Annotated in this window: 25 protein-coding genes and 1 pseudogene; 18 read left to right on the top strand and 8 right to left on the bottom strand. The window is 56.4% G+C overall.

Annotated elements, in window-relative coordinates; translation table 11 throughout:
* Positions 1-188 (top strand): annotated as a pseudogene (locus J1W56_RS20910) (hypothetical protein); the annotation flags it as partial.
* 347 nt (positions 189-535) lie between these two features.
* On the opposite strand, the gene J1W56_RS20905 reads toward J1W56_RS20910, so the two are convergent.
* Complete coding sequence (locus tag J1W56_RS20905; RefSeq protein WP_223615206.1) at positions 536-1,126, bottom strand: class I SAM-dependent methyltransferase; 591 nt, start codon at positions 1,124-1,126, stop codon at positions 536-538.
* A 459-nt stretch (positions 1,127-1,585) separates the two neighbouring features.
* Here J1W56_RS20905 and J1W56_RS20900 point away from each other — a divergent pair, with 459 nt between their 5' ends.
* The 3 genes from J1W56_RS20900 to J1W56_RS20890 all read left to right on the top strand — a co-directional run bounded on the left by J1W56_RS20900 (position 1,586) and on the right by J1W56_RS20890 (position 3,084).
* Positions 1,586-2,413, top strand: a complete 828-nt coding sequence (locus J1W56_RS20900) for a lysozyme family protein (RefSeq protein WP_223615205.1) — start codon at positions 1,586-1,588, stop codon at positions 2,411-2,413.
* A complete protein-coding gene (locus tag J1W56_RS20895; RefSeq protein WP_223615204.1) occupies positions 2,413-2,691 on the top strand; it encodes a hypothetical protein in 279 nt (92 codons plus the stop codon). Before J1W56_RS20900 ends, J1W56_RS20895 begins: the two co-directional genes overlap by 1 nt.
* A 90-nt stretch (positions 2,692-2,781) precedes the next feature.
* The gene (locus J1W56_RS20890; RefSeq protein ID WP_223615203.1) at positions 2,782-3,084 is read left to right on the top strand and encodes a hypothetical protein; all 303 of its coding nucleotides are present in this window, start codon (positions 2,782-2,784) and stop codon (positions 3,082-3,084) included.
* A 47-nt stretch (positions 3,085-3,131) separates the two neighbouring features.
* Here the strand turns inward: J1W56_RS20890 and J1W56_RS20885 are convergent, their stop codons facing one another.
* The 5 genes from J1W56_RS20885 to J1W56_RS20865 form a co-directional block, all read right to left on the bottom strand.
* Entirely contained in the window at positions 3,132-3,929 is a 798-nt protein-coding gene (locus J1W56_RS20885; RefSeq protein ID WP_223615202.1) for a TylF/MycF/NovP-related O-methyltransferase, read from the bottom strand.
* A 640-nt stretch (positions 3,930-4,569) separates the two neighbouring features.
* Positions 4,570-4,809 (bottom strand): hypothetical protein, encoded by a 240-nt coding sequence (locus J1W56_RS20880; RefSeq protein WP_223615201.1) that lies wholly within the window; start codon positions 4,807-4,809, stop codon positions 4,570-4,572.
* A 482-nt stretch (positions 4,810-5,291) separates the two neighbouring features.
* Positions 5,292-5,756, bottom strand: coding sequence for a hypothetical protein (locus J1W56_RS20875; protein WP_223615200.1), 465 nt, complete (start codon positions 5,754-5,756; stop codon positions 5,292-5,294).
* 89 nt (positions 5,757-5,845) lie between these two features.
* Entirely contained in the window at positions 5,846-6,556 is a 711-nt protein-coding gene (locus J1W56_RS20870; protein ID WP_223615226.1) for an SOS response-associated peptidase, read from the bottom strand.
* A gap of 312 nt (positions 6,557-6,868) precedes the next feature.
* Positions 6,869-7,060, bottom strand: a complete 192-nt coding sequence (locus tag J1W56_RS20865) for a hypothetical protein (protein ID WP_223615199.1) — start codon at positions 7,058-7,060, stop codon at positions 6,869-6,871.
* 236 nt (positions 7,061-7,296) lie between these two features.
* On the opposite strand from J1W56_RS20865, the gene J1W56_RS20860 reads away from it, so the two are divergent.
* Positions 7,297-9,360 (top strand): ATP-dependent helicase, encoded by a 2,064-nt coding sequence (locus tag J1W56_RS20860; protein ID WP_223615198.1) that lies wholly within the window; start codon positions 7,297-7,299, stop codon positions 9,358-9,360.
* A 24-nt stretch (positions 9,361-9,384) separates the two neighbouring features.
* Here the strand turns inward: J1W56_RS20860 and J1W56_RS20855 are convergent, their stop codons facing one another.
* Both J1W56_RS20855 and J1W56_RS20850 read right to left on the bottom strand, forming a co-directional pair.
* A complete protein-coding gene (locus J1W56_RS20855; protein ID WP_223615197.1) occupies positions 9,385-10,668 on the bottom strand; it encodes a tyrosine-type recombinase/integrase in 1,284 nt (427 codons plus the stop codon).
* Between the two features lie 39 nt (positions 10,669-10,707).
* Entirely contained in the window at positions 10,708-10,899 is a 192-nt protein-coding gene (locus J1W56_RS20850; RefSeq protein WP_223615196.1) for a hypothetical protein, read from the bottom strand.
* A gap of 891 nt (positions 10,900-11,790) precedes the next feature.
* Here J1W56_RS20850 and J1W56_RS20845 point away from each other — a divergent pair.
* The 13 genes from J1W56_RS20845 (at position 11,791) to nuoK (ending at position 24,069) form a co-directional block, all read left to right on the top strand.
* Positions 11,791-13,002, top strand: coding sequence for an MFS transporter (locus tag J1W56_RS20845; protein WP_223615195.1), 1,212 nt, complete (start codon positions 11,791-11,793; stop codon positions 13,000-13,002).
* A gap of 441 nt (positions 13,003-13,443) precedes the next feature.
* Positions 13,444-13,809: an NADH-quinone oxidoreductase subunit A gene (locus J1W56_RS20840; RefSeq protein ID WP_091883778.1), complete on the top strand. Its 366-nt coding sequence runs from the start codon at positions 13,444-13,446 to the stop codon at positions 13,807-13,809.
* The gene (locus J1W56_RS20835; protein ID WP_223615194.1) at positions 13,800-14,381 is read left to right on the top strand and encodes a NuoB/complex I 20 kDa subunit family protein; all 582 of its coding nucleotides are present in this window, start codon (positions 13,800-13,802) and stop codon (positions 14,379-14,381) included. Before J1W56_RS20840 ends, J1W56_RS20835 begins: the two co-directional genes overlap by 10 nt.
* Before the next feature lie 9 nt (positions 14,382-14,390).
* Positions 14,391-14,999 carry an NADH-quinone oxidoreductase subunit C gene (locus tag J1W56_RS20830; RefSeq protein ID WP_223615193.1) on the top strand — a complete coding sequence of 203 codons (609 nt, stop codon included), beginning with the start codon at positions 14,391-14,393 and terminating at the stop codon, positions 14,997-14,999.
* 42 nt (positions 15,000-15,041) lie between these two features.
* A complete protein-coding gene (locus tag J1W56_RS20825) occupies positions 15,042-16,232 on the top strand; it encodes an NADH-quinone oxidoreductase subunit D (protein WP_223615192.1) in 1,191 nt (396 codons plus the stop codon).
* Entirely contained in the window at positions 16,232-17,230 is a 999-nt protein-coding gene (gene nuoE, locus J1W56_RS20820; RefSeq protein WP_223615191.1) for an NADH-quinone oxidoreductase subunit NuoE, read from the top strand. Before J1W56_RS20825 ends, nuoE begins: the two co-directional genes overlap by 1 nt.
* Positions 17,231-17,296: 66 nt before the next feature.
* Complete coding sequence (gene nuoF, locus J1W56_RS20815) at positions 17,297-18,601, top strand: NADH-quinone oxidoreductase subunit NuoF (protein WP_105735490.1); 1,305 nt, start codon at positions 17,297-17,299, stop codon at positions 18,599-18,601.
* A gap of 12 nt (positions 18,602-18,613) precedes the next feature.
* On the top strand, positions 18,614-19,207 hold the full coding sequence (locus J1W56_RS20810) for an NADH-ubiquinone dehydrogenase (protein ID WP_223615190.1): 594 nt from the start codon (positions 18,614-18,616) through the stop codon (positions 19,205-19,207).
* Positions 19,208-19,310: 103 nt separating this feature from the next.
* Complete coding sequence (gene nuoG, locus J1W56_RS20805; RefSeq protein WP_223615189.1) at positions 19,311-21,392, top strand: NADH-quinone oxidoreductase subunit NuoG; 2,082 nt, start codon at positions 19,311-19,313, stop codon at positions 21,390-21,392.
* Positions 21,393-21,409: 17 nt separating this feature from the next.
* Entirely contained in the window at positions 21,410-22,456 is a 1,047-nt protein-coding gene (gene nuoH, locus J1W56_RS20800; protein ID WP_223615188.1) for an NADH-quinone oxidoreductase subunit NuoH, read from the top strand.
* Between the two features lie 11 nt (positions 22,457-22,467).
* Entirely contained in the window at positions 22,468-22,959 is a 492-nt protein-coding gene (gene nuoI / locus J1W56_RS20795) for an NADH-quinone oxidoreductase subunit NuoI (protein ID WP_091883764.1), read from the top strand.
* 168 nt (positions 22,960-23,127) lie between these two features.
* Positions 23,128-23,748: an NADH-quinone oxidoreductase subunit J gene (locus J1W56_RS20790; protein ID WP_223615187.1), complete on the top strand. Its 621-nt coding sequence runs from the start codon at positions 23,128-23,130 to the stop codon at positions 23,746-23,748.
* Positions 23,749-23,760: 12 nt separating this feature from the next.
* A complete protein-coding gene (gene nuoK, locus J1W56_RS20785) occupies positions 23,761-24,069 on the top strand; it encodes an NADH-quinone oxidoreductase subunit NuoK (RefSeq protein ID WP_091883761.1) in 309 nt (102 codons plus the stop codon).
* Position 24,070 lies beyond the last annotated feature (1 nt).

Below are 24,070 nucleotides of genomic sequence, written 5' to 3'. Positions count from 1 at the left end.
CAACCCATCCGGGTATTTACGATCAGGTCGAAGACTGGGTGGCATCGCAGCCGCGCGCCATCCGTCTTGTCTATGAAAAGGCGGGCTCATTCGTCCGCACTGATGAAATGCTGCAGCAAGGCTTTACCGCTCTCGGCTTCACGCCGGAACAGGTCGATGCTTTTTTCATGGCGGCCGCTGCGCTTTAGCACTTAGGCCTCTCGGCCTTCCAACCTCACAACATCAAGGAATTTATCTTGGCCATTCCCCCGGAATGGATGCCAAAGGTATCTATGCAACGCATCATTTGCCACTGACTATGGGGCAAGTATTACTACCACCGATGGGACAGCCAACAAAATTGTTGTTAAATCAAGCGCGCCTGGGCAACCATTGGTTATTGGGGCTGAGGGTAGTGACGCTGACATTCATATCAGGCTCAGCACAAAAGGAGGCGGTTTGCATTGGCTCGGTGGATAGGCGACACAGAGCGACACGCCCATTACAGGGCGCATGTTTGTAAAAGACTCCAGTGGCGTCGTTCGACAATTGGCTGTTATTGGTTAGGTCTGCGCAAGATATAAACTTCGTTCATGGGTCCCATGACGGCTACACCCTTTGACTGCCAGCGGCGAACTTCGACGTCAAAGTCTGTTCGCTCTTGGATCAGTTTGGGGAGATCGTAACCATACCTCCACGTAACAAGGGAACCCTCAGGGTCTTGAGGATTCCCATGATACTCAGGTTCACCAATAATCCTGAGCTTGCCGTTCTCAATGAATGCCACTTGTTCAGATTTTGACCGATTGTCGTAAGTTGGCGTCGTAAAAAGACAATACCCCCCTGGCTTCAAAGTTCGATAGATTTCGCTCAGAGCCAGAAACGGATCAAACAGATGTTCCATTACGTCGAGATGAGTGACGACATCAAATATTTGATCATCGAATGTCTGTTTCTCTAAATTTTCGTTTCGAAGGCCGTCTACCGTAGAGCCAAACGGCTTGTTTGGAAAATAGCCTGTGGGCGTCAATTTCGCGGCATTGAGATACAACCAATAGGACAGTCCTCGTTCTGCCGGGGCAACGTCGTGAATCGTAAGTTGCTTTACTTCATCTCGGCTAAACAACGAAAATAGAACCGTTGCCATGGCTCGTTCGCGTGTGACGCACCAACCATGACCACACTGAGGGGAATGAAGGCCATCTCTACAAGTCTCATAATTGTCTGGTGCAACGAATTCTTTGTGCTCATTGCAGATGTGACACAGCGAGACGGCACTAAACATCGTCTGCGAATTAGAAACCATAATTCTACCCCATCAAATCGTGGGAACGCTAGCGTAGGCGATACGTGAACATACGCATCTAGCAGTCATACTCAATCGCCATGGCTCAGTGAATCGTACTGAACATTCTGGCGTCATTAATGCAACTTTACGATAGTGCCATCTATTTCAAAGGTTTCCATACGCACGATGAGAGCTCGTTGAATCGCGTGCTTACTCCACATTGATTTAGACATATCAATAGACACGATCGATCCCCGACCAGAATTGTCAGGGCGTCATAACATTTTTCTCTCTCCACCACCAAGACAGGAAATCATCATGGACAGAACCATCCCTCGCGGGGCGGCGCTGCTGCTCGACTTTGTTTATCGAACCGACGCCGGCAGTCCGCCCCCCGATTGCTATGAAATCATCTTCGGCAATCGCCAGAACCGGCTTCCCAAGCCCATCACAAAGATGACGCTGGGCGAGTTGATGGATGCACAGCGCAACTGGTCGAACAAGGCCTGGGTGAAACAGAACTGGGGCTATGGCACGGCTTCGTCAGCGTCCGGCGCTCCCCAATTCATGCGGGACACACTCCAAGGCCTGTCTCGCGAGCTTGGTCTATCAGGATCGCAGGCGTTTGACGCTGACTTTCAGGATCGGCTCGCCTATCACCTCCTGAAACGGCGGGGCTATGAGGATTTCATGGTCGGGAAGATCGACCGGACGGAGTTTGGCAAGCGCCTCGCGCAGGAATGGGCGTCTTTCCCTGTCCTTGCGGCTACAAAGGGCGGTTCTCGCACTGTCGGCCGTGGCCAGTCCTTCTATGCCGGTGACGGCCTCAACAAGTCCTTGGTCAGGCCTGAGACCGTCGAAGCCGTTCTTGATCGGGTCAAGGCAACAGGACTCCCGCCCACTGCGGCGAGTAACGTCGACAAGTCCGCCATGCCGATCTCGGGAACAAAAAAGGATGCTGCCAAGTCATTGAGCACTTCAAAGCGGTTCTGGACGTGGTTTGCCACGATCATTGGCACACCACTCGCCGCTTTCGGTGCGCTCGATTGGCGGGTGCAGCTTGCCCTTGTTGCCGTGCTGATCGGCGTTGGCATTTATGCCGTCACCTCCATGCCGCAGGTCCGCAAGCTATTGGGGTTGACCTGATGTTGGCCGCGCTCAAATACTGGCAAATCGGGGCAGGGGCTGTGCTAGGCGTGCTGATCGCCACTGCCCCTGTCTATCTCTATGGCAAGCATGAAGGCCGCCAGCAAGCCGCTGTGTCGGCGCTCGAAACCTCGGTGCAGGTTCTCCGTAAAAGGAATGAAATCAATGAAACGGTATCTTCTTCCGATGCTGCTGCTTTGTGCGGTGATTTCGGGCTGTCAGACGACGACGAAGCAAAATGTGTGCGACGGTTTCTCCAAGCTGACCCCGAGCCTTGAGACATCCGTCTTCATTCTGAAAACTGACCGGCCATTTGCCAATCAGGTCGCTTCACATAATGCCTTCGGTAAAACACGAAAGTGCTGGTGATGGATAAGGATATACAATGGCTCATCGGCATTTCTGCGGGCTTGTTCACGTTCCTAGGTGGGACAATCATCGCCGCCTTCCGCTCGCTCACGGCATCGCGCGAGGCTGGAGACAATGCGCTCCATGACCGGATCAATCGCGTTCGCGACGAATATGTCCGGCGCGTCGATCACGACGGGCAACAGACCCGAACGGACGATGCAATCAAGGAACTGCGCGATGAAATGAGGGAAGGTCAGAGAGAAACGAACAGGCGGCTCGACGCCGTCCTGGCAGCATTGGCACCCGGGAAGCGAGTCTAAAGTATTCCTTCTAATCTAAGCCCCGGATACTTCATCCGCCCAATTTGCTAATAGCCGGGGCTTTTCACTAAAAGACCTTGACCAGTAGGCAGCGAGAGAATTGTTACACCACGATCGTTGGCAAACTGGTCCATTGCTACCTTCTGTGGACGATAGCCATTATATGCATAGTCGTCGAACACGACCATTGCGCCATCAACGAGTCTTGGCCACAAAAATTCCATCGCTGCAACTTCTGGCGGGCTGCAATTCATATCGATGCTAGCAAATGCAATCCGTTTAGTCGTGATCTGATTCAATGTCTCGGGTATTGCGCCCTGTATGATCTTTACGTTTTGCCATTGCGAGAAATTTTCTCGAACTGGCTCCACGTCGGTAATGTAATTGCCAACTTCAATCATCCATTTATTTTTTTCGACGGCACCTTTCTCGACCTCTTCGTCTGAAATGAACCTCGTGTCCAATCCGGCAAATGTATCAAGCAGGAAGAACATCCTGCCCTGAGAGTTCCAATCCAGGTATTGCATGATAGAGGACGATAAGAATCCCTTGTTCACTCCGCATTCAACAAAGTCACCTTTGAGCTTAGCTGCAACAGAAGCGGCCCAAAGTCCTACATGTACGCGCCAATGCCACATGTAGTCTTGTTTGGCCGCCGTTATACCGCGCAGATATGCAGCATTGAAACTTGGTTGCCGCATGAAATCATGGTTATGAATAGACCGCAGCCCGTCTTGATCATAAATGGCTCCATCAGCCTCTTCGACATTGATGTCGGTTGGTAAGGGTTGGCGTCTCATGTCTCGGCCGTTAAAGCCAAGCTTTCCGAGCAATGTTTGTAGCAACAGAGTTCTCCCAAAGAGGAGGCGGGTCTACTGGCCTTCTTGAATATATATAAACGTGTCAGAAGCGTCATGGAAGTGAATTCACCATGCGATAGTTGTGGCGTTGTTGAGTCGTGACAAATAAACTCATCTTCAGTTAGTTTGAGCACCGGTAGCGCCTGTCATTCGGGTCCTGGTTATTTGGAAGTTTCGGACATTTCATTATTTCTTTGTCATCAATTTCAACAGGCGAATATCGACGACTGTCTTTGCCTTTGCATCTAAGGCAAGAGCCGTATTTTCCGCAACGGCGATGATCGCGGCGAATAATTCTTCACGGTGCCTTCCGGCGCGGGCGCCTCTGTCCGTTAGGTCCGTCGGCATTCGATGGATTCTCCAAAGTCGCTATGTAGTGGATGCGGCTGCAGCTGGAGTACATGGTGTAGCTCACATTACCAAAGCGGTCGTTTCTGTTGGTGAGCGACGTAGTGTAGGGCGAGTAGTCCCTTATCGCTGGTATCGTGGGACTGGGTGGGCAGTGGCTCATTGCCAAATTACTAAGGAGCATGACCAGGTCCCTTGTCGCCACCTGGTCCTCAGGGATGATTTTTTCCCAAGGTTCCGCTGAGCCGTGCCGAACAATCTTCCAAATTCGCGGCATCTAGCCCCCTATGCTTACCGGAAAATACATATATGAGTTCGGCGGCTGACGTGACAACCGTGTTCGCGGCTTCAAATTCCAAACTGAGACACTACCGATCGCTGTAATCACTTCCTGCTGACTCCATCCGGCAGTTGACGCGGCCCCGATCAGATCAATCAATCCATCCTCAATTGCCAGCTGGCAATCTTCGAAACGATCAGTGTATTTGCCTTTGGCCTTTGGCGCTTTGATTTTCATGAGAGTGTTCCTTTGGCGAAACTTCCATTTCTGCGCTTGATCGAGTGGGCTTAATACTGGTGCCGAATAGGATTTTATCTTGGATGAGGGTCTGAAGGACCAGACCAAATCCGACCACTAATGGAAGGCCCACCCACTCTGAAAATGTATCGTTATTGACAAGAGCAAGAACCGTCAGAACCACACACATAACCACGACGTAGCCCCCTATGATCTTCCACGACGAAGGTTTGAATATTTCGTCCATCACATAGGGCCGTTCGCCCTTGGGGATATGCGCTGCGTCTTTCCAAGTCGCTATGATCTTCCTGAACCAGTTCATTGCTTCAACACGACCAGTTCATTATCAGGCAGGGGTCTTTGCAACTGTAATGCTTCTTCGGCCGGCGCATTCATCCACACGTCGATTTCATCTGCCGTTCGTAGGATGAATGACATTGCCTGAAAGCCGGCAGCCATCCCGTAAAGGTTACACATCCCACTTACCACCTTCTCCAGAAATAGTCCGAAATACGGACAGCGATAAAGTGAAGAATGTAACCAGATGCCCATCCAACTCCCGGCAGAACCAAGATCGGTGCAAGCTTCGTGCTCAAGAATGGGGCCGCGGCCACTACCCCGGTTATCCCGCCCAACAAGGCAAGTGGTATGGCATTGTTGTGCGACTGGTAGAATGTAATTACAGTCATGATCACCGCTGGTATGAATGAAAAAATCGAAAGCAGTATTGCTGCGAAGACGGCCATTTCGAATCCGCTATCGATTATTATACCAGGAAAGATACTCTTGTCGCCCTGCCAGCCAACGTAAAAGTACGTTGTGATTCCACTTATAATGGAAACAAAAAATAAGAAGCCAACCAAGAATAAAAGGAAACGGCAAAGCAGTACGATGCCTTCGTTTTTTTCTGGATCAAGTGGCGCACTGGGGTTTGTTTCCATCGGCAAATGATACTTGATCCCTTTGCGATCACAAGGCCGCCGTTACGGGAATGCTGCACCCCGAGTTCCAATCGCGTTCGCATGAGAGCGTTTCTTTAAAGACCATTCTCTGGCGGAAGGGTAATTTCCTCCACGACATCGGACGTATTGTTCCTTGGATTGCCGACCTTTGAGGACACTGGCCACATGGTCATCAGCTCGGACGGGAAGGGCGTCAATAGATCGTTAGGGTCTGGCTCAATATTTGCGATCCAGCGTTGATAGTCCTCAGGGTGCAGGATCACCGGCATGCGCTCATGGATTGCCTGCATCAGGTCATTGGCCGGGCAGGTGAGGACGCAGAATGTGCGAACACGCCTACCGACCTCATGATCAAACCAGTGCTCCCAAATACCGGCAATGCAGAATGGTTGCAGTGACTTCATGGCGATAGCATAGGGCTGCGTGATCTTGCTGCCCTTGATCGCCTTCCATTCAAAGAAACCATCAATGGGCATCAGGGCGCGTCGGCTCTTGTACGCATGCCGAAACATGCCATTCGTCGCCACGGTTTCAGACTTCGCGTTAATCGGCCTTGCACCACCCTTGGGGTCTTTCATCCAGCCGGGTATGAAGCCCCAGTTTGCAGATACGAACACCGGGCCCTCGACATCGTCCTCGTGGATGATCAGGGGATAATCCTGGCGCGGAGAGCCATTGTATCTTGGTGGCAGATCGTCCAGCCCATCACCTTCCTTGCGATGGGCAAACGTGAAACTGTTGATCAATCCCGCGATGGTCGTCCTAACGATAACCCGTCCGCACATGTTCTCCTCCGACACGGCTGCGTGGCCGCCAGTTGCCCTTTTGCCGGTCTGCAGAGGATAGGAACTCGCCGCCGTAGGCATTGGCAAACAATTCAGCCTCAATGAATGTCGGAAAGCAATAGACACAATATTCCGCGTCTTCTTCTTCAAATCTGAAATACTCATGCAGACCATACGCATGATGGTCGCGTGCAAACATAGCAATCTCAGTGGATAGTTTTCGAGTGGCTGGCGTTAACCTGAGCATCACTTGATAGGAATACTCACTATTGAGCGCTGTTTGCGACAGTGCGCCTCGACTTCTACCCATAGTCAATGCCTGAATGTTCTTGGCTTCCATCCACGGGCGTAGCCATGCCCAGCAACCAGAGCGGCACATTCAATCTCTTTGATCAGGAAGGCGTTGTCCTTCAGGATCGAATCAATTGCAGCCCGGAAGTCTCCACCGTGATCGGCGATGATCTGGTCAATCTCGTCTTCGTGTTTCAATACCGGCTCATTCATCGGCCTGTTTCTCCTTCAAGAGACAAAGCCTGTCCGCTCCCCATCGCGCGAGACAGTAGGGGTTGTTCAGATTCAAATTGTGCAATGAACGTCGCCGCAGCGTTCTGTTCTACAAATGTTCTCATTAGGCGGAAGAGTCAAGACATGTGTGGATCTCTTTCCTGTTGACATTGGACGGCGCTACGTTCCTGCTATGTTCTGATGATTCCCGCCGGGTTCGTCTGCACGGAGATTCTATGGCGACCTATCTGGACAAACTGAATGCGGCACAGCGAAGTGCTGTTGAATATGGTGTGGGGGCCCAGACAACAGCCGCTGGCCCGTTGCTGATCATCGCCGGGGCCGGGTCGGGCAAGACCAATACACTCGCCCACCGCGTTGCACATCTGATTGTCAATGGAACCGATCCCCGCCGCATCCTGCTGATGACGTTTTCCAGACGAGCCGCCGCCGAGATGGCGCGGCGGGTTGAGCGCATTTGCAACCAGGTACTGGGATCAAAGGGCGTGGCCTACAGCGACGCTCTTGAATGGTCCGGGACGTTTCATGGCATCGGTGCGCGACTTCTGCGGGAATATTGTGATCAGATATCGCTCGACAGGAACTTTACCATTCATGACCGGGAAGACTCCGCCGACCTGATGAACCTCGTTCGCCATGAACTCGGTTTCTCCAAGATGGAGAACCGCTTTCCAACCAAGGGAACCTGTCTCTCCATCTACTCCAGAACCATCAATTCGGAACGCCCGCTGGAGGAAGTCCTGAAGGACCATTTCCCATGGTGTGCCATGTGGGGACCGCAGCTCCGTCAGCTATTCGCAGGCTATGTTGAAGCCAAGCAGGCCCAGAACATTCTCGATTACGATGACCTGCTGCTCTATTGGTGTCAGACCGTGAGCGATCCACTCCTGGCGGAAGACATTGGGTCGCGGTTCGATCACGTGATGGTCGATGAATACCAGGACACGAACCGGCTGCAATCGTCGATCCTGCTGGCTCTGAAACCGGAGGGGCGAGGGCTCACTGTCGTTGGCGACGATGCTCAGTCCATCTATTCGTTTCGCTCGGCCACGGTGCGCAACATTCTGGACTTTCCGGCGTCGTTTTCGCCGGCGGCCGATGTCATTACCCTTGATCGCAATTATCGATCGACGCAGCCTATTCTCACCGCGGCAAATGCCGTCATCGATCTGGCATCGGAACGCTTCACCAAGAACCTCTGGACGGAACGCCAGTCGGTGGAGCGGCCGCGGCTCGTCACCGTGCGCGACGAAAGCGAGCAGGCACGTTACATCGTTGAACAGGTGCTTGAGAACCGCGAGGCGGGCTCCCTGCTCAAACACCAGGCGGTATTGTTCCGCACATCAAGCCACAGCGGCGCTCTGGAAGTGGAATTGACCCGGCGCAACATTCCGTTCGTGAAATTCGGCGGATTGAAATTCCTCGACAGCAGCCACGTCAAAGACCTGCTCGCCGCCCTTCGATTTGTGCAGAATCCACGGGATCGCGTGGCCGGTTTCCGCCTGATGCAATTATTGCCCGGTATTGGTCCGGCATCGGCGCAAAGTGTCCTTGATCAAATGACGGTGCATGCCGATCCCTTGGCTGCATTGAACACTATTCCGGTGCCCGTTCGTGCGGGTTCTGAGTGGGCAGACCTTGTTCAAATGTTGCAGGACGTTCATCTGCGCAAAGGCGGATGGCCGGCAGAACTCGAACAGATCCGTATCTGGTATGAGCCGCACCTTGATCGCCTGCATGAAGACGCAACAATGCGTCAGGCCGATCTTCTGCAACTCCAGCAGATTGCTGCGGGTTATCCGTCGCGTGAGCGCTTCCTGACTGAACTGACACTCGATCCGCCCGATGCCACCAGTGATCAATCCGGTGTTCCGTTGCTGGACGAGGATTATCTCATCCTTTCAACCATTCATTCCGCCAAGGGGCAGGAATGGAAGTCCGTCTACGTGCTCAATGTGGTAGACGGCTGCATGCCGTCCGATCTTGGTGCCGGATCAAGACCGGAGCTCGAAGAGGAGCGGCGTCTGCTCTACGTTGCCATGACGCGTGCCAGGGATGATCTGCACCTGGTACTGCCGCAGCGGTTTTTTACCCATGGTCAGAATGCTCAAGGCGACCGGCATGTTTACGCCTCGCGGACGCGGTTCATTCCGGCAACACTTCTGCAGTATTTTGAATGCATGACCTGGCCGAAGGTACGCCAGGAGACCGCAAAACAGGCCGACGCACGCAATGTGCGTGTCGACATTGCTGCGCGCATGCGCGGCATGTGGGGATAAGCAATCCATGATTTGGACTAGCTTCTAGGTAAGGGCTTCGAACCGGCTGCGCACCTCTGACAAACGTGCTTGGGGTGCCATATGTCCATATGTCCGTATCACGGTGGCTGCATTCCGATGTCCAAGCTGTTCAGAAATGACGAGGAGTGGCGTACCGGCCGCTACCAGTTGGCTTGCATAGGTGTGCCGCAATCCGTGGAAGCAAAACGCGTGCGACAGCCCCGCTGCGATGACCGCTTTCTTGAAAACGTATTTGTAGTCACACCGGTACCAGGGGCGCCCATTTGCCTTCAAGAATATGAGATCGTCTGACAATTTCCCGACAGTGAGGTTTTGGAAGAAACTCAGTCCCTCGTTGGGCAAGAATACAAACCGTTCCCTATAGCACTTCACAGGGGTCACAAACACACCCGGACCATCACGCCCAACGTCGCATACTCTCATGCGTATCAGTTCGGTGATTCGGCAACCCGTATAGAGTCCCCCTAGGACCAACTGACGTATGGATGGGTCGCAATGATCAATCAGTTGGCGACACTCAGCCCGGTTGAGATGCAGAATTCGGGGGCGTTCGATCAGTGGCAGACGACGGATACAGCGCCAGGCGCGCTCAGACTCGATCTTGCCGTTTTCCCAGGCCATCAACACCGCGACCCTGAGAATGCTAAGCAACGTATTTACGGTCTTCTTCCGCTTGCGCAGTTCTTCGTCGTTCATCTTGGTGATAGGGCGTTTTGGTGCCGATTTGCTCCTCGAATATCGGGGAGGGGTCTCAAGGACATCCCGGACAAAGTTCCTTACCAAATCGCCGTTGAACTGGTGTGCTGGAATGCTCGCCAACGTGGGAACAAGGTGGTGGTTCACAAGTGAAATGAGCGTCAGGAAATGCGATCGAGCCGCCGCTAGTCGTTTCCACTCGATGTAATCATGCAGGGCGTGGCCTAGTGTGAATATTGGGCCAATAGGGCAGATATTGAGTTCTTCCTTACTGCCGATCGGGAAAGAGTCGCTGGTGGCGAGGCGGACGCGCACTTCCGAGAACCACTCTTGAGCCTTTTGTAGGGCTTCAGGGAAAGCCATGCCGATCGCATTGCCATCCGTTTTGACCGAGCCTAGTCGATACTGTCTATAGCTTCCATCCTGAAGTCGCACACGACCCAGCCAAAAGCACCGGCCCGATGGATAGTGTTGAAACCCTATGGCCCGACAATACTCGGTGACCTGCCAGTAAGGTGCTCCGCGCGGCGGTAATGTTGCTCGCGCCGTATCGTCAGAGAGGTGAAATCCAAAGGCGTTTTCATGTCCCATGTTGCGCTCCAAGACGTGTGTAAAAAATGCTGGCGTTCATCAGATGGAAACGACGAGCAGGGACGCCACTGTCACGGCGCCGAACAACGCGATTTGGGCAAACTTTTCGACAACGATCCGCTGACCCTCGTTTCGACGCGTGTCGCCAAAGAGCGCGATGCATGCTGCGGTTACTCCGCTCGCTGCGGTAAGCGAAAGAGTGGTAAAAAAGACAGTCTGAAAGGTAATCATGCGGTCCTCCACTAGTTGCCGGAGGGATTATCGCGCAGTTCTGTATCAGGTGGATAAGTTTGCGCAGAAAATCGATTTCATTGGTGGGCGCAATACAGAATCAGACTGTTGCTGACTGACAGCACCCTCGAAACGTGAGCCAGGCACGCCATAGGTAGGCATGAAGCCGGCAGTGACCCAGATCAAAGCCCAGGAAGTCAGAGCTCCAGTAGTCAGAGATGAGCGTCGCTGCACGATTCTGGTCCGCAAATATCCCCATGAGCAAAGTGTCGACCGAGAGTAAGAGGGGCAATGCCCGAATCACTTTTTCGGCAGTGCGTTGCGAGATGCCGGGATTGGGAGCGGTTTCGCCATCAAAAATGTCCCCCGCAGATATCCGTATATATAAAGAGTGATGCTACGCGAAATGGTTTCAACTTTGCGGGGTTTTGTCGCTTGATCCAGCATCAGTGGATTTGAAACACTGATTGATTCCAAAAATCATTCAATCGGCCTGTCACGCCGGAGGTCGCGGGTTCGAGCCCCGTCACTCGCGCCACTTTCCCTCTCAAGCAATTGATGTAAATGCTTGATATTACGGAAAGTGGTGCCCCGCACGCTTGCATCTCTTCTCTCCCGAATATTCCCATGGTCCACTGCCCGCCGCTCTCCGGTTCGCCCCTCTGGCGCCTGCCGGTTTCTGATGCGGCTTAGGAAAATCAGTCCTGTCTGTTTTTCCGCTGGTATGCGGACGGCGAATCTTTTCCGCTGTTTTTCAACCCGTGGATACGATTCGTCACCGGGATGTATCGCCCCGCATAAATGCATTGCTGCGTTGCACAAAAATCAGTTGTGAAACCCTTGTGGACTAGGCAGCATGATTCCTTACTCCAGCTCCGATGGTTGCCGCCCATGCCCTTGCCGATTCTCGCTCTTGCCATTGCCTCCTTCTGCATCGGCACCACCGAATTCGTGATCATGGGTCTGTTGCCGGAAGTCGCGGCCGACCTGCGTGTCACCATCCCCCATGCAGGCCTGCTGGTGACCGGCTATGCGCTTGGCGTCGTCATCGGTGCACCCATTATCGCCATTGCCACGGCATCCCTGCCGCGCAAGCCCGTGCTCATTGGTCTTGCGATGCTCTTCGTCGTCGGCAATCTGTTCTGCGCCATTGCCCCCAATTACTGGATGCTGATGATCGCCCGCGTCGTCACGGCCTTCGGGCACGGTGCTTTCTTCGGCATAGGTTCAGTGGTGGCTGCCAGCCTGGTGCCGCGCCACAAGCGCGCCAGTGCCATTGCATTGATGTTCGCCGGCCTGACGCTTGCCAATATTCTCGGCGTGCCCGCCGGTACCGCCCTCGGCGAGCTCTACGGCTGGCGCTCGACCTTCTATGCGGTCGTCGCCATCGGTGTCGCCGCAGTCATCGCCATCGCGCTGCTGGTTCCCGCGGCCGGTGAAGAAGAGAAGGGCGGCGGCATTCTCAGCGAGATCAAGGTTCTCGGCAAACTGCAGGTCTGGCTTGCCATGCTGATCTCGGCGCTCGCCTCCGGCAGCCTGTTTGCCGTCTTTACCTACATCAAGCCGATCCTCACCGATGTGTCCGGCCTGTCGACCGCGGCGGTGACCTGGGTCCTGCTGCTGTTCGGAGCTGGGATGACCGTGGGTAATGTCATCGGCGGCAAGCTTGCCGACTGGAAGCTGATGCCCACCGTCATCGGCACCCTGGTCACCGTGGTGTTCACCCATGCCCTGCTGGCGGAAGTCAGCGGCACGGCGGCAGCGGCAATCGCCGTGGTGTTCCTGTGGGGCATGCTGACCTTCGTCATCGTTCCGCCGTTGCAGATGCGGGTGGTCGAAACCGCGAGCGAAGCGCCCAATCTGGCGGCCACGCTCAACCAGGGCGCATTCAACGCGGGCAATGCCGCCGGTGCCTGGGTTGGCGGCGCGGCGCTCACCTGGGGCGTGTCTTATCAGAACCTGCCCTTCGTGGGATCGGCGCTGGCCTTGCTCGGTCTTGGCGTGGCCGTCTGGTCGCTGCTGCTCGACCGCAGGGCGCAGAAGAAGCAATATCTATCCGAAGAGGGGGAAAGGCTCAGTCTGGAGCCTCTCGCGGGTCTCTAAGCGCCCCTCTTTCCCAGACTCTGCACAACAGCATTCGCGCCCTGGCGCGCGTGCTGTTTCCACGCGCGCGGCATATCTGCATTTTGTCCTAAATCGTTTATAGGACCGAATGTCGCAGTTCTGAATACCACGTCGCGGACAAACAGGCCGGCAAGGCACATTAATATCATTCTAAAGAGTGATTCAGCTGTGTTTTGCGGGCCAAACTGGCTTAAAACTGCGAAATTCGCGGCTTTTTATGGATATGCGTCACGAAATGGTGACAAAAAACCGGTGGTATTGGGGCGATTGTTGCACTTGCGCGCATGGCGCTAACGCGCTAACCCTCGCCGCATCGTACCGGTGTCAAAGCTGGTGCGGTCTGTCGCGTATTGGTGGCAGTCATGTGCATAACATGGCATTCTTGTCAGCCTGAGTTCACAAGGCGGAAAAAGTCGGATCATGAACGAGCTTTTAAGTTCCTACCTGCCCATCGTTATCTTCATCGGGGTAGCGCTGGTAATCGGTTTGGCACTGTTGGTTGCGCCTTTTCTGGTCGCATACAAGTCGCCAGACCCGGAAAAATTGTCGGCCTATGAGTGCGGCTTCAACGCATTCGATGATGCCCGCATGAAATTTGATGTCCGCTTCTATCTTGTCTCGATTCTGTTCATCATCTTCGATCTGGAAGTTGCCTTCCTCTTTCCGTGGGCCGTGGCCTTCAGCAAGATCGGCTGGTTCGGTTTCTGGTCGATGATGATCTTCCTCGGCGTTCTGACAATCGGCTTTATCTATGAGTGGAAAAAGGGAGCGCTGGAATGGGATTGACCGCTAGCCAAACCACCCTCGTGGCACCGAAACCCAAAGGCATTCTTGATCCCGGTACGGGCAAGCCGATCGGTTCCGATGATGCGTTTTTCGGTGAGATCAACAATGAGCTCGCCGACAAGGGATTTCTCGTAACCTCCGCCGATGCGCTGGTCACCTGGGCGCGCACCGGTTCGCTGATGTGGATGACCTTCGGCCTTGCCTGCTGCGCGGTCGAAATGATGCACACCTCCATGCCGCGCTATGACGGCGAGCGGTTCGGCTTCGCCCCGCGCGCGTCACCGCGTCAGTCCGACGTGATGATCGTTGCCGGCACGCTGACCAACAAGATGGCTCCGGCGCTGCGCAAGGTCTATGACCAGATGCCTGAGCCGCGCTACGTCATCTCGATGGGCTCCTGCGCCAATGGCGGTGGGTATTATCACTATTCCTATTCGGTGGTGCGTGGTTGCGACCGCGTCGTGCCGGTGGATATCTATGTGCCGGGCTGCCCGCCCACGGCCGAAGCGCTGCTCTATGGTGTTCTGATGCTGCAGAAGAAAATCCGCCGCACCGGCACGATCGAGCGATAGGAGAGGGCGATGTTTGAAGAAGCATTGAATGAACTCTCCAGCTACCTCCAGGAAAAGCTGGGTGCGTCGCTGAATTCGGTGGCCCTGGCCTATGGCGATCTGAGCGTTGAAGTCGACACGGCAAAACTGCTGGATGTTCTGACCTTCCTGCGTGACGACGTGCAGTGCCAGTTCATTTCGCTGATCGATATCAGCGGCGTGGATTATCCCTACCGCTCGCATCGCTTTGACGTGGTCTATCATCTTCTGTCGCCGCGCCAGAATCTGCGCATCCGCGTCAAGGTGGCGACGGACGAAGATACACCCGTGCCTTCCGCCACGCCGGTCTATCCCGGTGCCGACTGGTATGAGCGCGAGACCTACGATCTCTATGGCGTGCTGTTCTCCGGTCATCCGGATCTGCGCCGCATCCTGACCGACTACGGTTTTGACGGCCATCCGCTGCGCAAGGATTTCCCGCTGACAGGCTTCGTCGAAGTCCGTTATGACGACGAGGTCAAGCGCGTCGTATATGAACCTGTCGAACTGCGGCAGGAATTCCGCAATTTCGACTTCCAGTCACCCTGGGAAGGCACGGATTATGTGCTGCCGGGTGATGAGAAGGCCAAAGCGAATTGAATGCGTGCGAATACAGACGTGTAAGACGCCAGGAAGCGAAATATGACTGAACACAGCGTCCGCAACTTTAACATTAACTTCGGCCCGCAACATCCTGCGGCGCACGGCGTTTTGCGCCTTGTGCTTGAACTGGACGGTGAGGTGGTCGCGCGCGTTGACCCGCATATCGGGCTGCTGCATCGCGGCACCGAGAAGTTGATGGAAGCCAAGACCTATCTGCAGGCCGTGCCCTATCTCGACCGCCTCGACTATGTGGCGCCGATGAACCAGGAGCATGCCTATGCGCTGGCCGTCGAGCGCCTGCTCGGCATTGAGGTGCCCAAGCGCGGCCAGCTGATCCGTGTTCTGTTCTCGGAAATCGGCCGTATTCTTTCGCATCTTTTGAACGTGACCACGCAGGCCATGGACGTCGGTGCCCTGACGCCGCCGCTCTGGGGCTTCGAAGAGCGCGAAAAGCTGATGGTGTTCTACGAGCGCGCCTGCGGTGCCCGTATGCATGCGGCCTATTTCCGTCCCGGCGGTGTGCACCAGGATCTCCCCGACAGACTCATCGAGGATATCGGCAAGTGGTGCGATCCGTTCCTGCAGACCGTCAAGAATCTCGACGACCTGATCACCCCGAACCGCATTTTCAAGCAGCGTAACGTCGATATCGGCGTCGTGAAGCTGGAAGACGCATGGGCATGGGGTTTCTCCGGCGTCATGGTGCGCGGCTCGGGTGCTGCCTGGGACCTGCGCAAGTCGCAGCCCTATGAATGCTATTCCGAGATGGAATTCGATATTCCGATCGGCAAGAACGGCGACTGCTACGACCGTTATCTCATCCGCATGGAAGAAATGCGCCAGTCGGTGCGCATCATGCGCCAGTGCGTCGATCTCCTGCTGGGCAAGGAGCGGGTAGGGCCTGTTTCCAACATGTCCGCCAAGATCGTTCCGCCGAAGCGCGGCGAGATGAAACGGTCGATGGAAGCGCTGATCCATCACTTCAAGCTTTACACTGAAGGTTATCACGTGCCTGCCGGTGAGGTTTACGCTGCCGTTGAAGCGCCCAAGGGCGAATTCGGCGTGTTCCTTGTTTCTGATGGCTCCAACAAGCCATACCGCGTCAAGCTGCGCGCCCCGGGCTTTGCCCATCTCCAGGCCATGGACTTCCTGTGCCGTGGTCACATGCTGGCCGACGTCTCCGCTGTCCTCGGCTCGCTCGATATCGTATTTGGTGAGGTTGATCGCTAATGTCCGTCCGTCGTCTTGCAGAAGATAGCGTCCAACCAGCAGCCTTCGCGTTCAATCGCGAAAACACTGCCTGGGCCAAGCAGACCATCAAGAAATATCCCAAGGGCCGCGAACAGTCCGCAGTCATTCCGCTGCTGATGCGCGCGCAGGAACAGGATGGCTGGGTCACCAAGGCTGCCATCGAGCATGTTGCCGTCATGCTCGACATGCCGCTGATCCGCGTTCTCGAAGTGGCGACATTCTATACGCAGTTCCAGCTGAAGCCGGTCGGAACCCGTGCCCATATCCAGGTTTGCGGCACTACGCCCTGCATGCTGCGCGGCGCGGAAGACCTGAAGAAGGTCTGCCAGCACCGCATCCATCATGAGCCGTTCCACACCAACGAATCCGGCACTTTGTCGTGGGAAGAGGTGGAATGCCTCGGTGCCTGCGTCAACGCGCCGATGATCATGGTGTTCAAGGATACCTATGAGGATCTGACGCCCGAACGCCTCGAGGAAATCATCGATGCTTTCGAAGCCGGCAAGGGCGATACAATCACGCCCGGCCCGCAGATCGACCGTTATTTCTCCGCCCCTGAGGGCGGCGCAACGACGCTGATCGAAGGCAATGGCGCGGCCAAGCCGAAGCGCGCGGCAAAGGCTGCCGATGCCGCTGCTGTTCCGGCCGCCAGTGCGGCAAAGCAGGACGAAGCACCGGCAAAGGCCGTATCGCTCGAGGACAAGAACCGTCCGGCCGCGATCGACAAGCCTGCCGTCGTGGATGATCTCGAACTGATTTCCGGCGTCGGCCCGAAGATTGCAGGCATCCTGCATGAACTCGGCATCTATACATTTGCCCAGGTCGCCGGCTGGAAAAAGGCTGAGCGCGAATGGGTTGACGGTTACCTCAACTTCAAGGGCCGTATCGAACGCGACGACTGGGTGAAGCAAGCCAAGGCCTTGGCCAAGGGCGGCGAAGCCGAGTACATCAAGGTTTTCGGCAAGAAGCCGAGATAAGATCATTGGCGGAAACGATGTGCGTTTTCGCTGGAGAATGGACGAAGAGAGTAGGACGGGTGCGATATGCTCGCTGACAAAGACCGCATCTTCACCAATATTTACGGCCTTTTCGACAAGTCGTTGAAGGGTGCGATGTCACGCGGCTGCTGGGATGGCACCGCAGGGATCATCGCCAAGGGCCGTGACTGGATCATCAACGAGATGAAGGCATCGGGCCTGCGCGGCCGTGGCGGCGCCGGCTTCCCGACGGGTCTGAAGTGGTCCTTCATGCCCAAGGAAAGCGACGGACGCCCGCATTATCTCGTCATCAATGCCGACGAATCCGAGCCGGGCACCTGCAAGGACCGCGATATCATGCGCCACGATCCGCATACGCTGATCGAAGGCTGCCTGATTGCCGGTTTCGCCATGGGCGCCAACACCTGCTACATCTATGTGCGCGGCGAATATATCCGCGAGCGTGAAGCGCTGCAGGCCGCCATTGACGAATGCTATGACGCCAAGCTGCTCGGCAAGAACAACAAGAACGGCTGGGATTACGATATCTACGTCCATCACGGCGCCGGCGCCTATATCTGCGGCGAAGAAACCGCATTGCTGGAAAGCCTTGAAGGCAAGAAGGGCCAGCCGCGCCTGAAGCCGCCATTCCCGGCCAATATGGGTCTTTATGGCTGCCCGACCACCGTCAACAATGTTGAATCGGTTGCCGTTGCCCCGACGATCCTGCGCCGCGGCGCTGCCTGGTTCTCCGGCATCGGTCGTCCGAACAATGTCGGCACCAAGCTGTTCATGATCTCCGGTCACGTCAACCGTCCATGCACGGTCGAGGAAGCCATGGGCATCACATTCCGTGAACTGGTCGACAAGCATGCGGGCGGTGTTCGCGGCGGCTGGGACAATCTGCTGGCGGTTATTCCCGGCGGCGCGTCCTGCCCGGTCGTTCCGGCTGCTGATATCATTGATTGCCCGATGGATTTCGATGGGTTGCGCAACGTCAAGTCGTCCTTCGGCACGGCGGCTGCGATCGTCATGGACAAGTCCACTGACATCGTTCGCGCCATTGCGCGCCTGTCCTACTTCTTCAAGCACGAGAGCTGCGGCCAGTGCACGCCATGCCGCGAAGGCACCGGCTGGATGTGGCGCGTCATGGAACGCATGGCGGTCGGCAATGCGCAGAAGCGCGAGATCGACATGCTGCTCGACGTGACCAAGCAGATCGAAGGCCACACCATCTGCGCGCTCGGCGACGCGGCGGCATGGCCGGTACAGGGTCTGATCCGGCATTTCCGTCCGGAAATCGAACGCCGTATCGATGAGTTCACACGCAACGCTTCTGCGGCAAGCCCCGTGCTTGTCGCAGCAGAGTAGGGTTGAAGGGCCATGCCGGATACCGGAACAGACAAGCGATCGGGTGCGGACTGGTCGGCAGTGATGCCGAAGCAGGTCGTTCCGGCTGCCAATCTGCTGACACCGCCGATGGGCGCGATGGCGGCGGCGTCTGTTCTGGGTCTCGGCATCGCCAGTCAGATGTGGGGGCTGTGGGCCGGTGCTCTTGCCGGTATGCTTGATGCCAACACGAAGCTGAAGCCGCTGGACAGGTCGCCGGCGGCCGCGGCAAAGCAGGCGCCCGATGTTGCTGAGTTAAAGACGATCATACGTAACAAGGCGACAGAAACCGCACCAAAGGCGGTTGCCGGCAAAAAAGCCAAGCTGGCGGTGGTCTCAACGGGGCCGTCGAAACCGGCGGCAATCGCAAAGCCGGTCTTGCCGGATGACCTGAAGCGGATTTCGGGCGTTGGCCCGAAGCTGGAGCAGGTCTTGAACGGTCTTGGCATCTACACCCATGCGCAGATTGCAGCATGGTCACCCCAGGAGATTGCCTGGGTCGATGATCATCTGAAATTCGGCGGGCGTATCGTGCGGGATGAGTGGGTCAAACAATCCGCTGTCTTGGCGGGGGGGAAGCCCGAATAAAGCCATGCTGGCCTGGACCGGCATGGAGCAATTGAAGGTATTTCAGCGGTTTCGCGGGAATGCCAAATGAAAATGCGGAATGTTCCGCGAGGTTGGACAGACGATGGCAAAGATCAAAGTCGACGGTAGGGAAATCGAAGTACCGGATCACTACACGCTTCTGCAGGCTGCGGAAACGGCGGGTGCCGAGGTGCCGCGATTCTGTTTCCATGAGCGTTTGTCGATCGCCGGCAATTGCCGCATGTGCTTGATTGAAGTGAAGGGCGGACCGCCCAAGCCTGCCGCGTCCTGCGCCATGGGCGTACGCGACCTGCGTCCGGGCCCGAACGGCGAGACACCGGAGATTTTCACCAACACGCCGATGGTCAAGAAGGCCCGCGAAGGCGTGATGGAATTCCTGCTGATCAACCATCCCCTGGATTGCCCGATCTGCGATCAGGGCGGCGAGTGCGACCTGCAGGATCAGGCGATGGTCTTTGGCGTGGATTCCTCGCGCTACAAGGAAAACAAGCGCGCCGTTGAAGACAAATATATCGGACCGCTCGTCAAGACGGTCATGACGCGCTGCATTCACTGCACGCGCTGCGTCCGCTTCACCACCGAAGTGGCCGGTATTTCCGAGCTCGGCCTGATCGGCCGCGGCGAAGATGCCGAAATCACCACCTATCTCGAGCAGGCGATGACATCGGAGCTGCAGGGCAATGTGATCGATCTTTGCCCGGTCGGTGCGCTGACATCCAAGCCCTACGCCTTCCAGGCCCGTCCGTGGGAATTGACCAAGACTGAATCCATCGACGTGATGGATGCCGTCGGCTCGTCGATCCGCGTCGATACCCGTGGCCGCGAAGTGATGCGCGTGCTTCCGCGCGTCAACGAGGCGGTGAACGAGGAATGGATTTCCGACAAGACCCGCTTCATCTGGGATGGCCTGCGCACCCAGCGCCTCGACCGCCCCTATGTGCGTCGGGATGGCCGTCTGGTTCCGGCAAGCTGGCCGGAAGCGTTCGAGGCGATCAAGGCTGCCGTTGCCAAGACGACCGGCGACCGGATCGGCGCGATTGCCGGCGATCTCGCCAGCGTCGAGGAAATGTATGCGCTCAAGCAGCTCGTCACATCGCTCGGCTCCGCCAATATCGACGGACGTCAGGACGGGACGGTCCTGAACACGGCCAATGGCCGCGCCTCCTATATCTTCAATCCAAGCATTGACGGTATCGAAGACGCTGACGCGGTACTGATCATCGGTTCCAATCCGCGCTTTGAAGCGTCGCTGCTCAATGCCCGCCTGCGCAAGCGCTGGCGGGCTGCCGGAATTCCGATTGCGCTGATCGGCGAACAGGCCGACCTGCGCTTCAACTACGAATATCTCGGCGCCGGTGCGGACACCCTGGCGGAACTTGCCAACGGGTCGCTGAAATTCCATGCGGTGCTGAAGAAGGCCAAGAAGCCGATCATCATCATCGGGCAGGGCGCGCTCAGCCGTGCGGATGGCAATGCGGTTCTCGGTCTCGCTGCCAAGATCGTTGCGGATACCGGCGCGCTTGCCGATGACTGGAACGGTTTCGGCGTCATTCATACGGCTGCAAGCCGTGTCGGTGCACTCGATATCGGTTTCGTGCCGGGCGAAGGCGGCAAGTCGGTCGCGCAGATGCAGGGGGCACTCGACGTGCTGTTCCTGCTCGGCGCCGACGAACTGAACTGGGCCGGCAAGGGCGGTGCCTTCACCGTCTATATCGGCACCCATGGCGATCAGGGCGCGCACAATGCCGACGTGATCCTGCCGGGCGCGACCTATACGGAAAAGTCCGGCACCTTCGTCAACACCGAAGGCCGTGTGCAGATGACCAACCGTGCCGCCTTTGCGCCGGGCAATGCCAAGGAAGACTGGGCGATCCTGCGCGCACTGTCCGATGTGCTCGGCAAGAAGCTGCCCTTCGACTCGCTTGCCGCCCTGCGTGCAAAACTTTATGCAGAATACCCGCACCTGGCCGTCGTCGACGCCATCCAGGCCGGTGATGCTGCCGACATCAAGAAACTGGCCAATGCGTCGGGCACCGTTGACAAGACGGCCTTCGTATCGCCGGTCCAAGACTTCTACTTGACCAACCCGATCGCCCGCGCCTCAGCCGTCATGGCTGAATGTTCCGCGCTGGCCAAGGGCGGCTTCAAGCAGGCGGCCGAGTAGGCGGGGAAGAGACTGATATGGAAGATATTTTCGCAACCTACATCCTGCCGCTGCTGATTATCCTCGGAAAATCAGTGCTGATGCTCGTGGTGATGCTGCTGATCATCGCCTACCTGCTTTACGCGGATCGCAAGATCTGGGCGGCAGTTCAGTTGCGCCGTGGCCCGAACGTCGTTGGACCGTTCGGCCTGTTGCAATCCTTCGCCGACCTTCTGAAGTTCGTGGTCAAGGAACCGATTATTCCGTCCGGCGCCAACAAGGGCATTTTCCTTCTGGCCCCGCTGGTGTCTTCGGTGCTGGCCATGGCGGCCTGGGCGGTCATTCCGGTCAATGAGGGCTGGGCGATCGCCAACGTCAATGTCGGCATTCTCTATGTGCTCGCCATTTCCTCGCTCGAAGTCTACGGCGTCATCATGGCTGGCTGGGCATCGAACTCGAAGTACCCGTTCCTCGGCGCGCTCCGCTCCGCCGCGCAGATGGTGTCCTACGAAGTCTCCATCGGTTTCGTCATCGTCACCGTTCTGCTCACTGTCGGTTCGCTGAACCTCACGGATATCGTGCTGTCGCAGAAGACCGGTCTCGGCACCATGGTCGGCCTGCCCAATACCTTCCTTGACTGGCATTGGCTCGGCCTGTTCCCGATGTTCGTCATTTTCTTCATCTCGGCGCTGGCCGAGACCAATCGCCCGCCTTTCGATCTGGTCGAAGCGGAATCGGAACTCGTTGCCGGTCACATGATCGAGTATTCGTCGACCGCGTTCCTGCTGTTCTTCCTCGGTGAATATGTCGCCATCACCCTGATGTGCGCATTGACCACGATCCTGTTCCTCGGCGGCTGGCTGCCACCGGTTGACGTCTGGTTCCTGAACTGGGTACCCGGCATCATCTGGTTCATGCTCAAGCTTTTCTTCGTCTTCTTCATGTTCGCCATGGTGAAGGCATTCGTTCCGCGCTACCGCTACGACCAGTTGATGCGTCTGGGCTGGAAGGTGTTCCTGCCGATCTCGCTCTTCATGGTCATCGCCACCGCGGCGTTTCTTAAAATCACCGGCCTGACACCGTAAGGAGAATCAGCATGGCACAACTCGCACAAGCTGCTAAATCGCTCCTGCTGGCGGAGTTCGTCGGCGCCTTCTTCCTGTCGATGCGCCAGTTCTTCGCGCCGAAGGCGACGCTGAACTACCCCTACGAAAAGGGACCGCTCAGCCCGCGCTTCCGCGGTGAACATGCCCTGCGCCGCTATCCCAACGGCGAAGAACGCTGCATTGCCTGCAAGCTCTGCGAAGCGATCTGCCCGGCGCAGGCCATCACCATCGAAGCCGGTCCGCGCCGCAATGACGGAACGCGCCGCACGGTGCGTTATGACATTGACATGGTGAAGTGCATCTATTGCGGCTTCTGCCAGGAAGCCTGCCCGGTGGATGCCATCGTCGAAGGCCCGAATTTCGAGTTCGCCACGGAAACCCGTGAAGAGCTTTATTATGACAAGGACCGGCTGCTCGCCAATGGCGACCGCTGGGAACGCGAGCTGGCACGGAACATCGCAATGGATGCGCCGTACCGGTAACAATTGAGTGGATGGGGCGTCGTCCCGTCCGAGTGCGCGCATGTGTCTTAGGGCAGGGTGCTTCTACCCGCCCGGAACATGCGTTATGAGGCTGCGAATACGCGGAATCTCCGTGAATCGCTTTTAAAATGGCAGAACAGTCTGCCGGAATGGAAATCGGGGGAACCCATGCTGACAGGTATTGCGGCGGCGTTTTTTTATCTCTTCGCCTTCATCACCGTCGCCAGTGCGTTCATGGTGATTGCGGCGCGTAATCCCGTGCACTCCGTGCTGTTTCTGATCCTCGCCTTCTTCAACGCGGCGGGGCTCTTCCTGCTGACGGGTGCTGAATTCCTGGCGATGATCCTTCTTGTGGTCTATGTCGGCGCGGTGGCCGTCCTTTTCCTCTTCGTCGTGATGATGCTGGACGTGGATTTTACCGAACTGAAGCGCGGCGCGCTGCAATATGCGCCCATCGGCGCGCTTGTCGGCATGATCCTTGCGGTGGAACTGATCGTCGTTCTCGGCGGTTCGGTCTTCACGCCAAGTATTGGCCGCGTGGTTGTTCAGCCGACACCCGATATCGCCACGCGCACCAATACGGCGGCGCTCGGCGACATCCTCTACACGGATTACATCTACTACTTCCAGATTGCCGGTCTCGTGCTTCTGGTCGCCATGATCGGCGCGATTGTGCTGACGCTTCGCCACAAGGAAGGCATCAAGCGCCAGAACATCTCGCAGCAGGTCGGACGCACGCCTGAAACGGCCATCGAGGTCAAGCAGGTCGAAACGGGCAAGGGTATTTGACAGGAGCGCATGATGGTCATCGGTATTGCACATTATCTGACAGTTTCGGCGCTCCTGTTCACGATGGGGATCTTCGGTATCTTCCTCAATCGTAAGAACGTGATCGTCATCCTGATGTCGGTCGAATTGATCCTGCTCGCCGTCAACCTGAATTTCGTGGCGTTCTCCGCTGCACTGGGTGATCTGGTCGGACAGGTTTTTGCATTGTTTGTCCTGACCGTAGCGGCCGCTGAGGCTGCCATCGGTCTGGCTATTCTCGTCGTGTTCTACCGCAATCGTGGATCGATTGCCGTAGAAGACGTCAACATGATGAAAGGTTGAC

The sequence above is a fragment of the Phyllobacterium calauticae genome (assembly GCF_019991125.1).
GTDB classification, from domain to species: domain Bacteria; phylum Pseudomonadota; class Alphaproteobacteria; order Rhizobiales; family Rhizobiaceae; genus Phyllobacterium; species Phyllobacterium calauticae.
Note: the sequence above shows the minus strand (reverse complement) of the source record. Positions and strands in the feature narration are given on the sequence as shown.

Excerpts from the sequence above, each read along its gene's own strand:
- J1W56_RS20850 (WP_223615196.1), bottom strand. The coding sequence starts at position 10,899 with ATGATTACCTTTCAGACTGTCTTTTTTACCACTCTTTCGCTTACCGCA.
- J1W56_RS20840 (WP_091883778.1), top strand. The coding sequence starts at position 13,444 with ATGAACGAGCTTTTAAGTTCCTACCTGCCCATCGTTATCTTCATCGGG.
- nuoF (WP_105735490.1), top strand. The coding sequence starts at position 17,297 with ATGCTCGCTGACAAAGACCGCATCTTCACCAATATTTACGGCCTTTTC.
- nuoG (WP_223615189.1), top strand. The coding sequence starts at position 19,311 with ATGGCAAAGATCAAAGTCGACGGTAGGGAAATCGAAGTACCGGATCAC.
- J1W56_RS20830 (WP_223615193.1), top strand. The coding sequence starts at position 14,391 with ATGTTTGAAGAAGCATTGAATGAACTCTCCAGCTACCTCCAGGAAAAG.
- J1W56_RS20865 (WP_223615199.1), bottom strand. The coding sequence starts at position 7,060 with ATGAATGAGCCGGTATTGAAACACGAAGACGAGATTGACCAGATCATC.
- J1W56_RS20855 (WP_223615197.1), bottom strand. The coding sequence starts at position 10,668 with ATGGGACATGAAAACGCCTTTGGATTTCACCTCTCTGACGATACGGCG.
- J1W56_RS20905 (WP_223615206.1), bottom strand. The coding sequence starts at position 1,126 with ATGGCAACGGTTCTATTTTCGTTGTTTAGCCGAGATGAAGTAAAGCAA.
- nuoK (WP_091883761.1), top strand. The coding sequence starts at position 23,761 with ATGGTCATCGGTATTGCACATTATCTGACAGTTTCGGCGCTCCTGTTC.
- J1W56_RS20900 (WP_223615205.1), top strand. The coding sequence starts at position 1,586 with ATGGACAGAACCATCCCTCGCGGGGCGGCGCTGCTGCTCGACTTTGTT.
- J1W56_RS20835 (WP_223615194.1), top strand. The coding sequence starts at position 13,800 with ATGGGATTGACCGCTAGCCAAACCACCCTCGTGGCACCGAAACCCAAA.
- nuoH (WP_223615188.1), top strand. The coding sequence starts at position 21,410 with ATGGAAGATATTTTCGCAACCTACATCCTGCCGCTGCTGATTATCCTC.
- J1W56_RS20825 (WP_223615192.1), top strand. The coding sequence starts at position 15,042 with ATGACTGAACACAGCGTCCGCAACTTTAACATTAACTTCGGCCCGCAA.
- J1W56_RS20890 (WP_223615203.1), top strand. The coding sequence starts at position 2,782 with ATGGATAAGGATATACAATGGCTCATCGGCATTTCTGCGGGCTTGTTC.
- J1W56_RS20895 (WP_223615204.1), top strand. The coding sequence starts at position 2,413 with ATGTTGGCCGCGCTCAAATACTGGCAAATCGGGGCAGGGGCTGTGCTA.
- J1W56_RS20790 (WP_223615187.1), top strand. The coding sequence starts at position 23,128 with ATGCTGACAGGTATTGCGGCGGCGTTTTTTTATCTCTTCGCCTTCATC.
- J1W56_RS20880 (WP_223615201.1), bottom strand. The coding sequence starts at position 4,809 with ATGAAAATCAAAGCGCCAAAGGCCAAAGGCAAATACACTGATCGTTTC.
- J1W56_RS20810 (WP_223615190.1), top strand. The coding sequence starts at position 18,614 with ATGCCGGATACCGGAACAGACAAGCGATCGGGTGCGGACTGGTCGGCA.
- J1W56_RS20870 (WP_223615226.1), bottom strand. The coding sequence starts at position 6,556 with ATGTGCGGACGGGTTATCGTTAGGACGACCATCGCGGGATTGATCAAC.
- J1W56_RS20845 (WP_223615195.1), top strand. The coding sequence starts at position 11,791 with ATGCCCTTGCCGATTCTCGCTCTTGCCATTGCCTCCTTCTGCATCGGC.
- nuoE (WP_223615191.1), top strand. The coding sequence starts at position 16,232 with ATGTCCGTCCGTCGTCTTGCAGAAGATAGCGTCCAACCAGCAGCCTTC.
- nuoI (WP_091883764.1), top strand. The coding sequence starts at position 22,468 with ATGGCACAACTCGCACAAGCTGCTAAATCGCTCCTGCTGGCGGAGTTC.
- J1W56_RS20860 (WP_223615198.1), top strand. The coding sequence starts at position 7,297 with ATGGCGACCTATCTGGACAAACTGAATGCGGCACAGCGAAGTGCTGTT.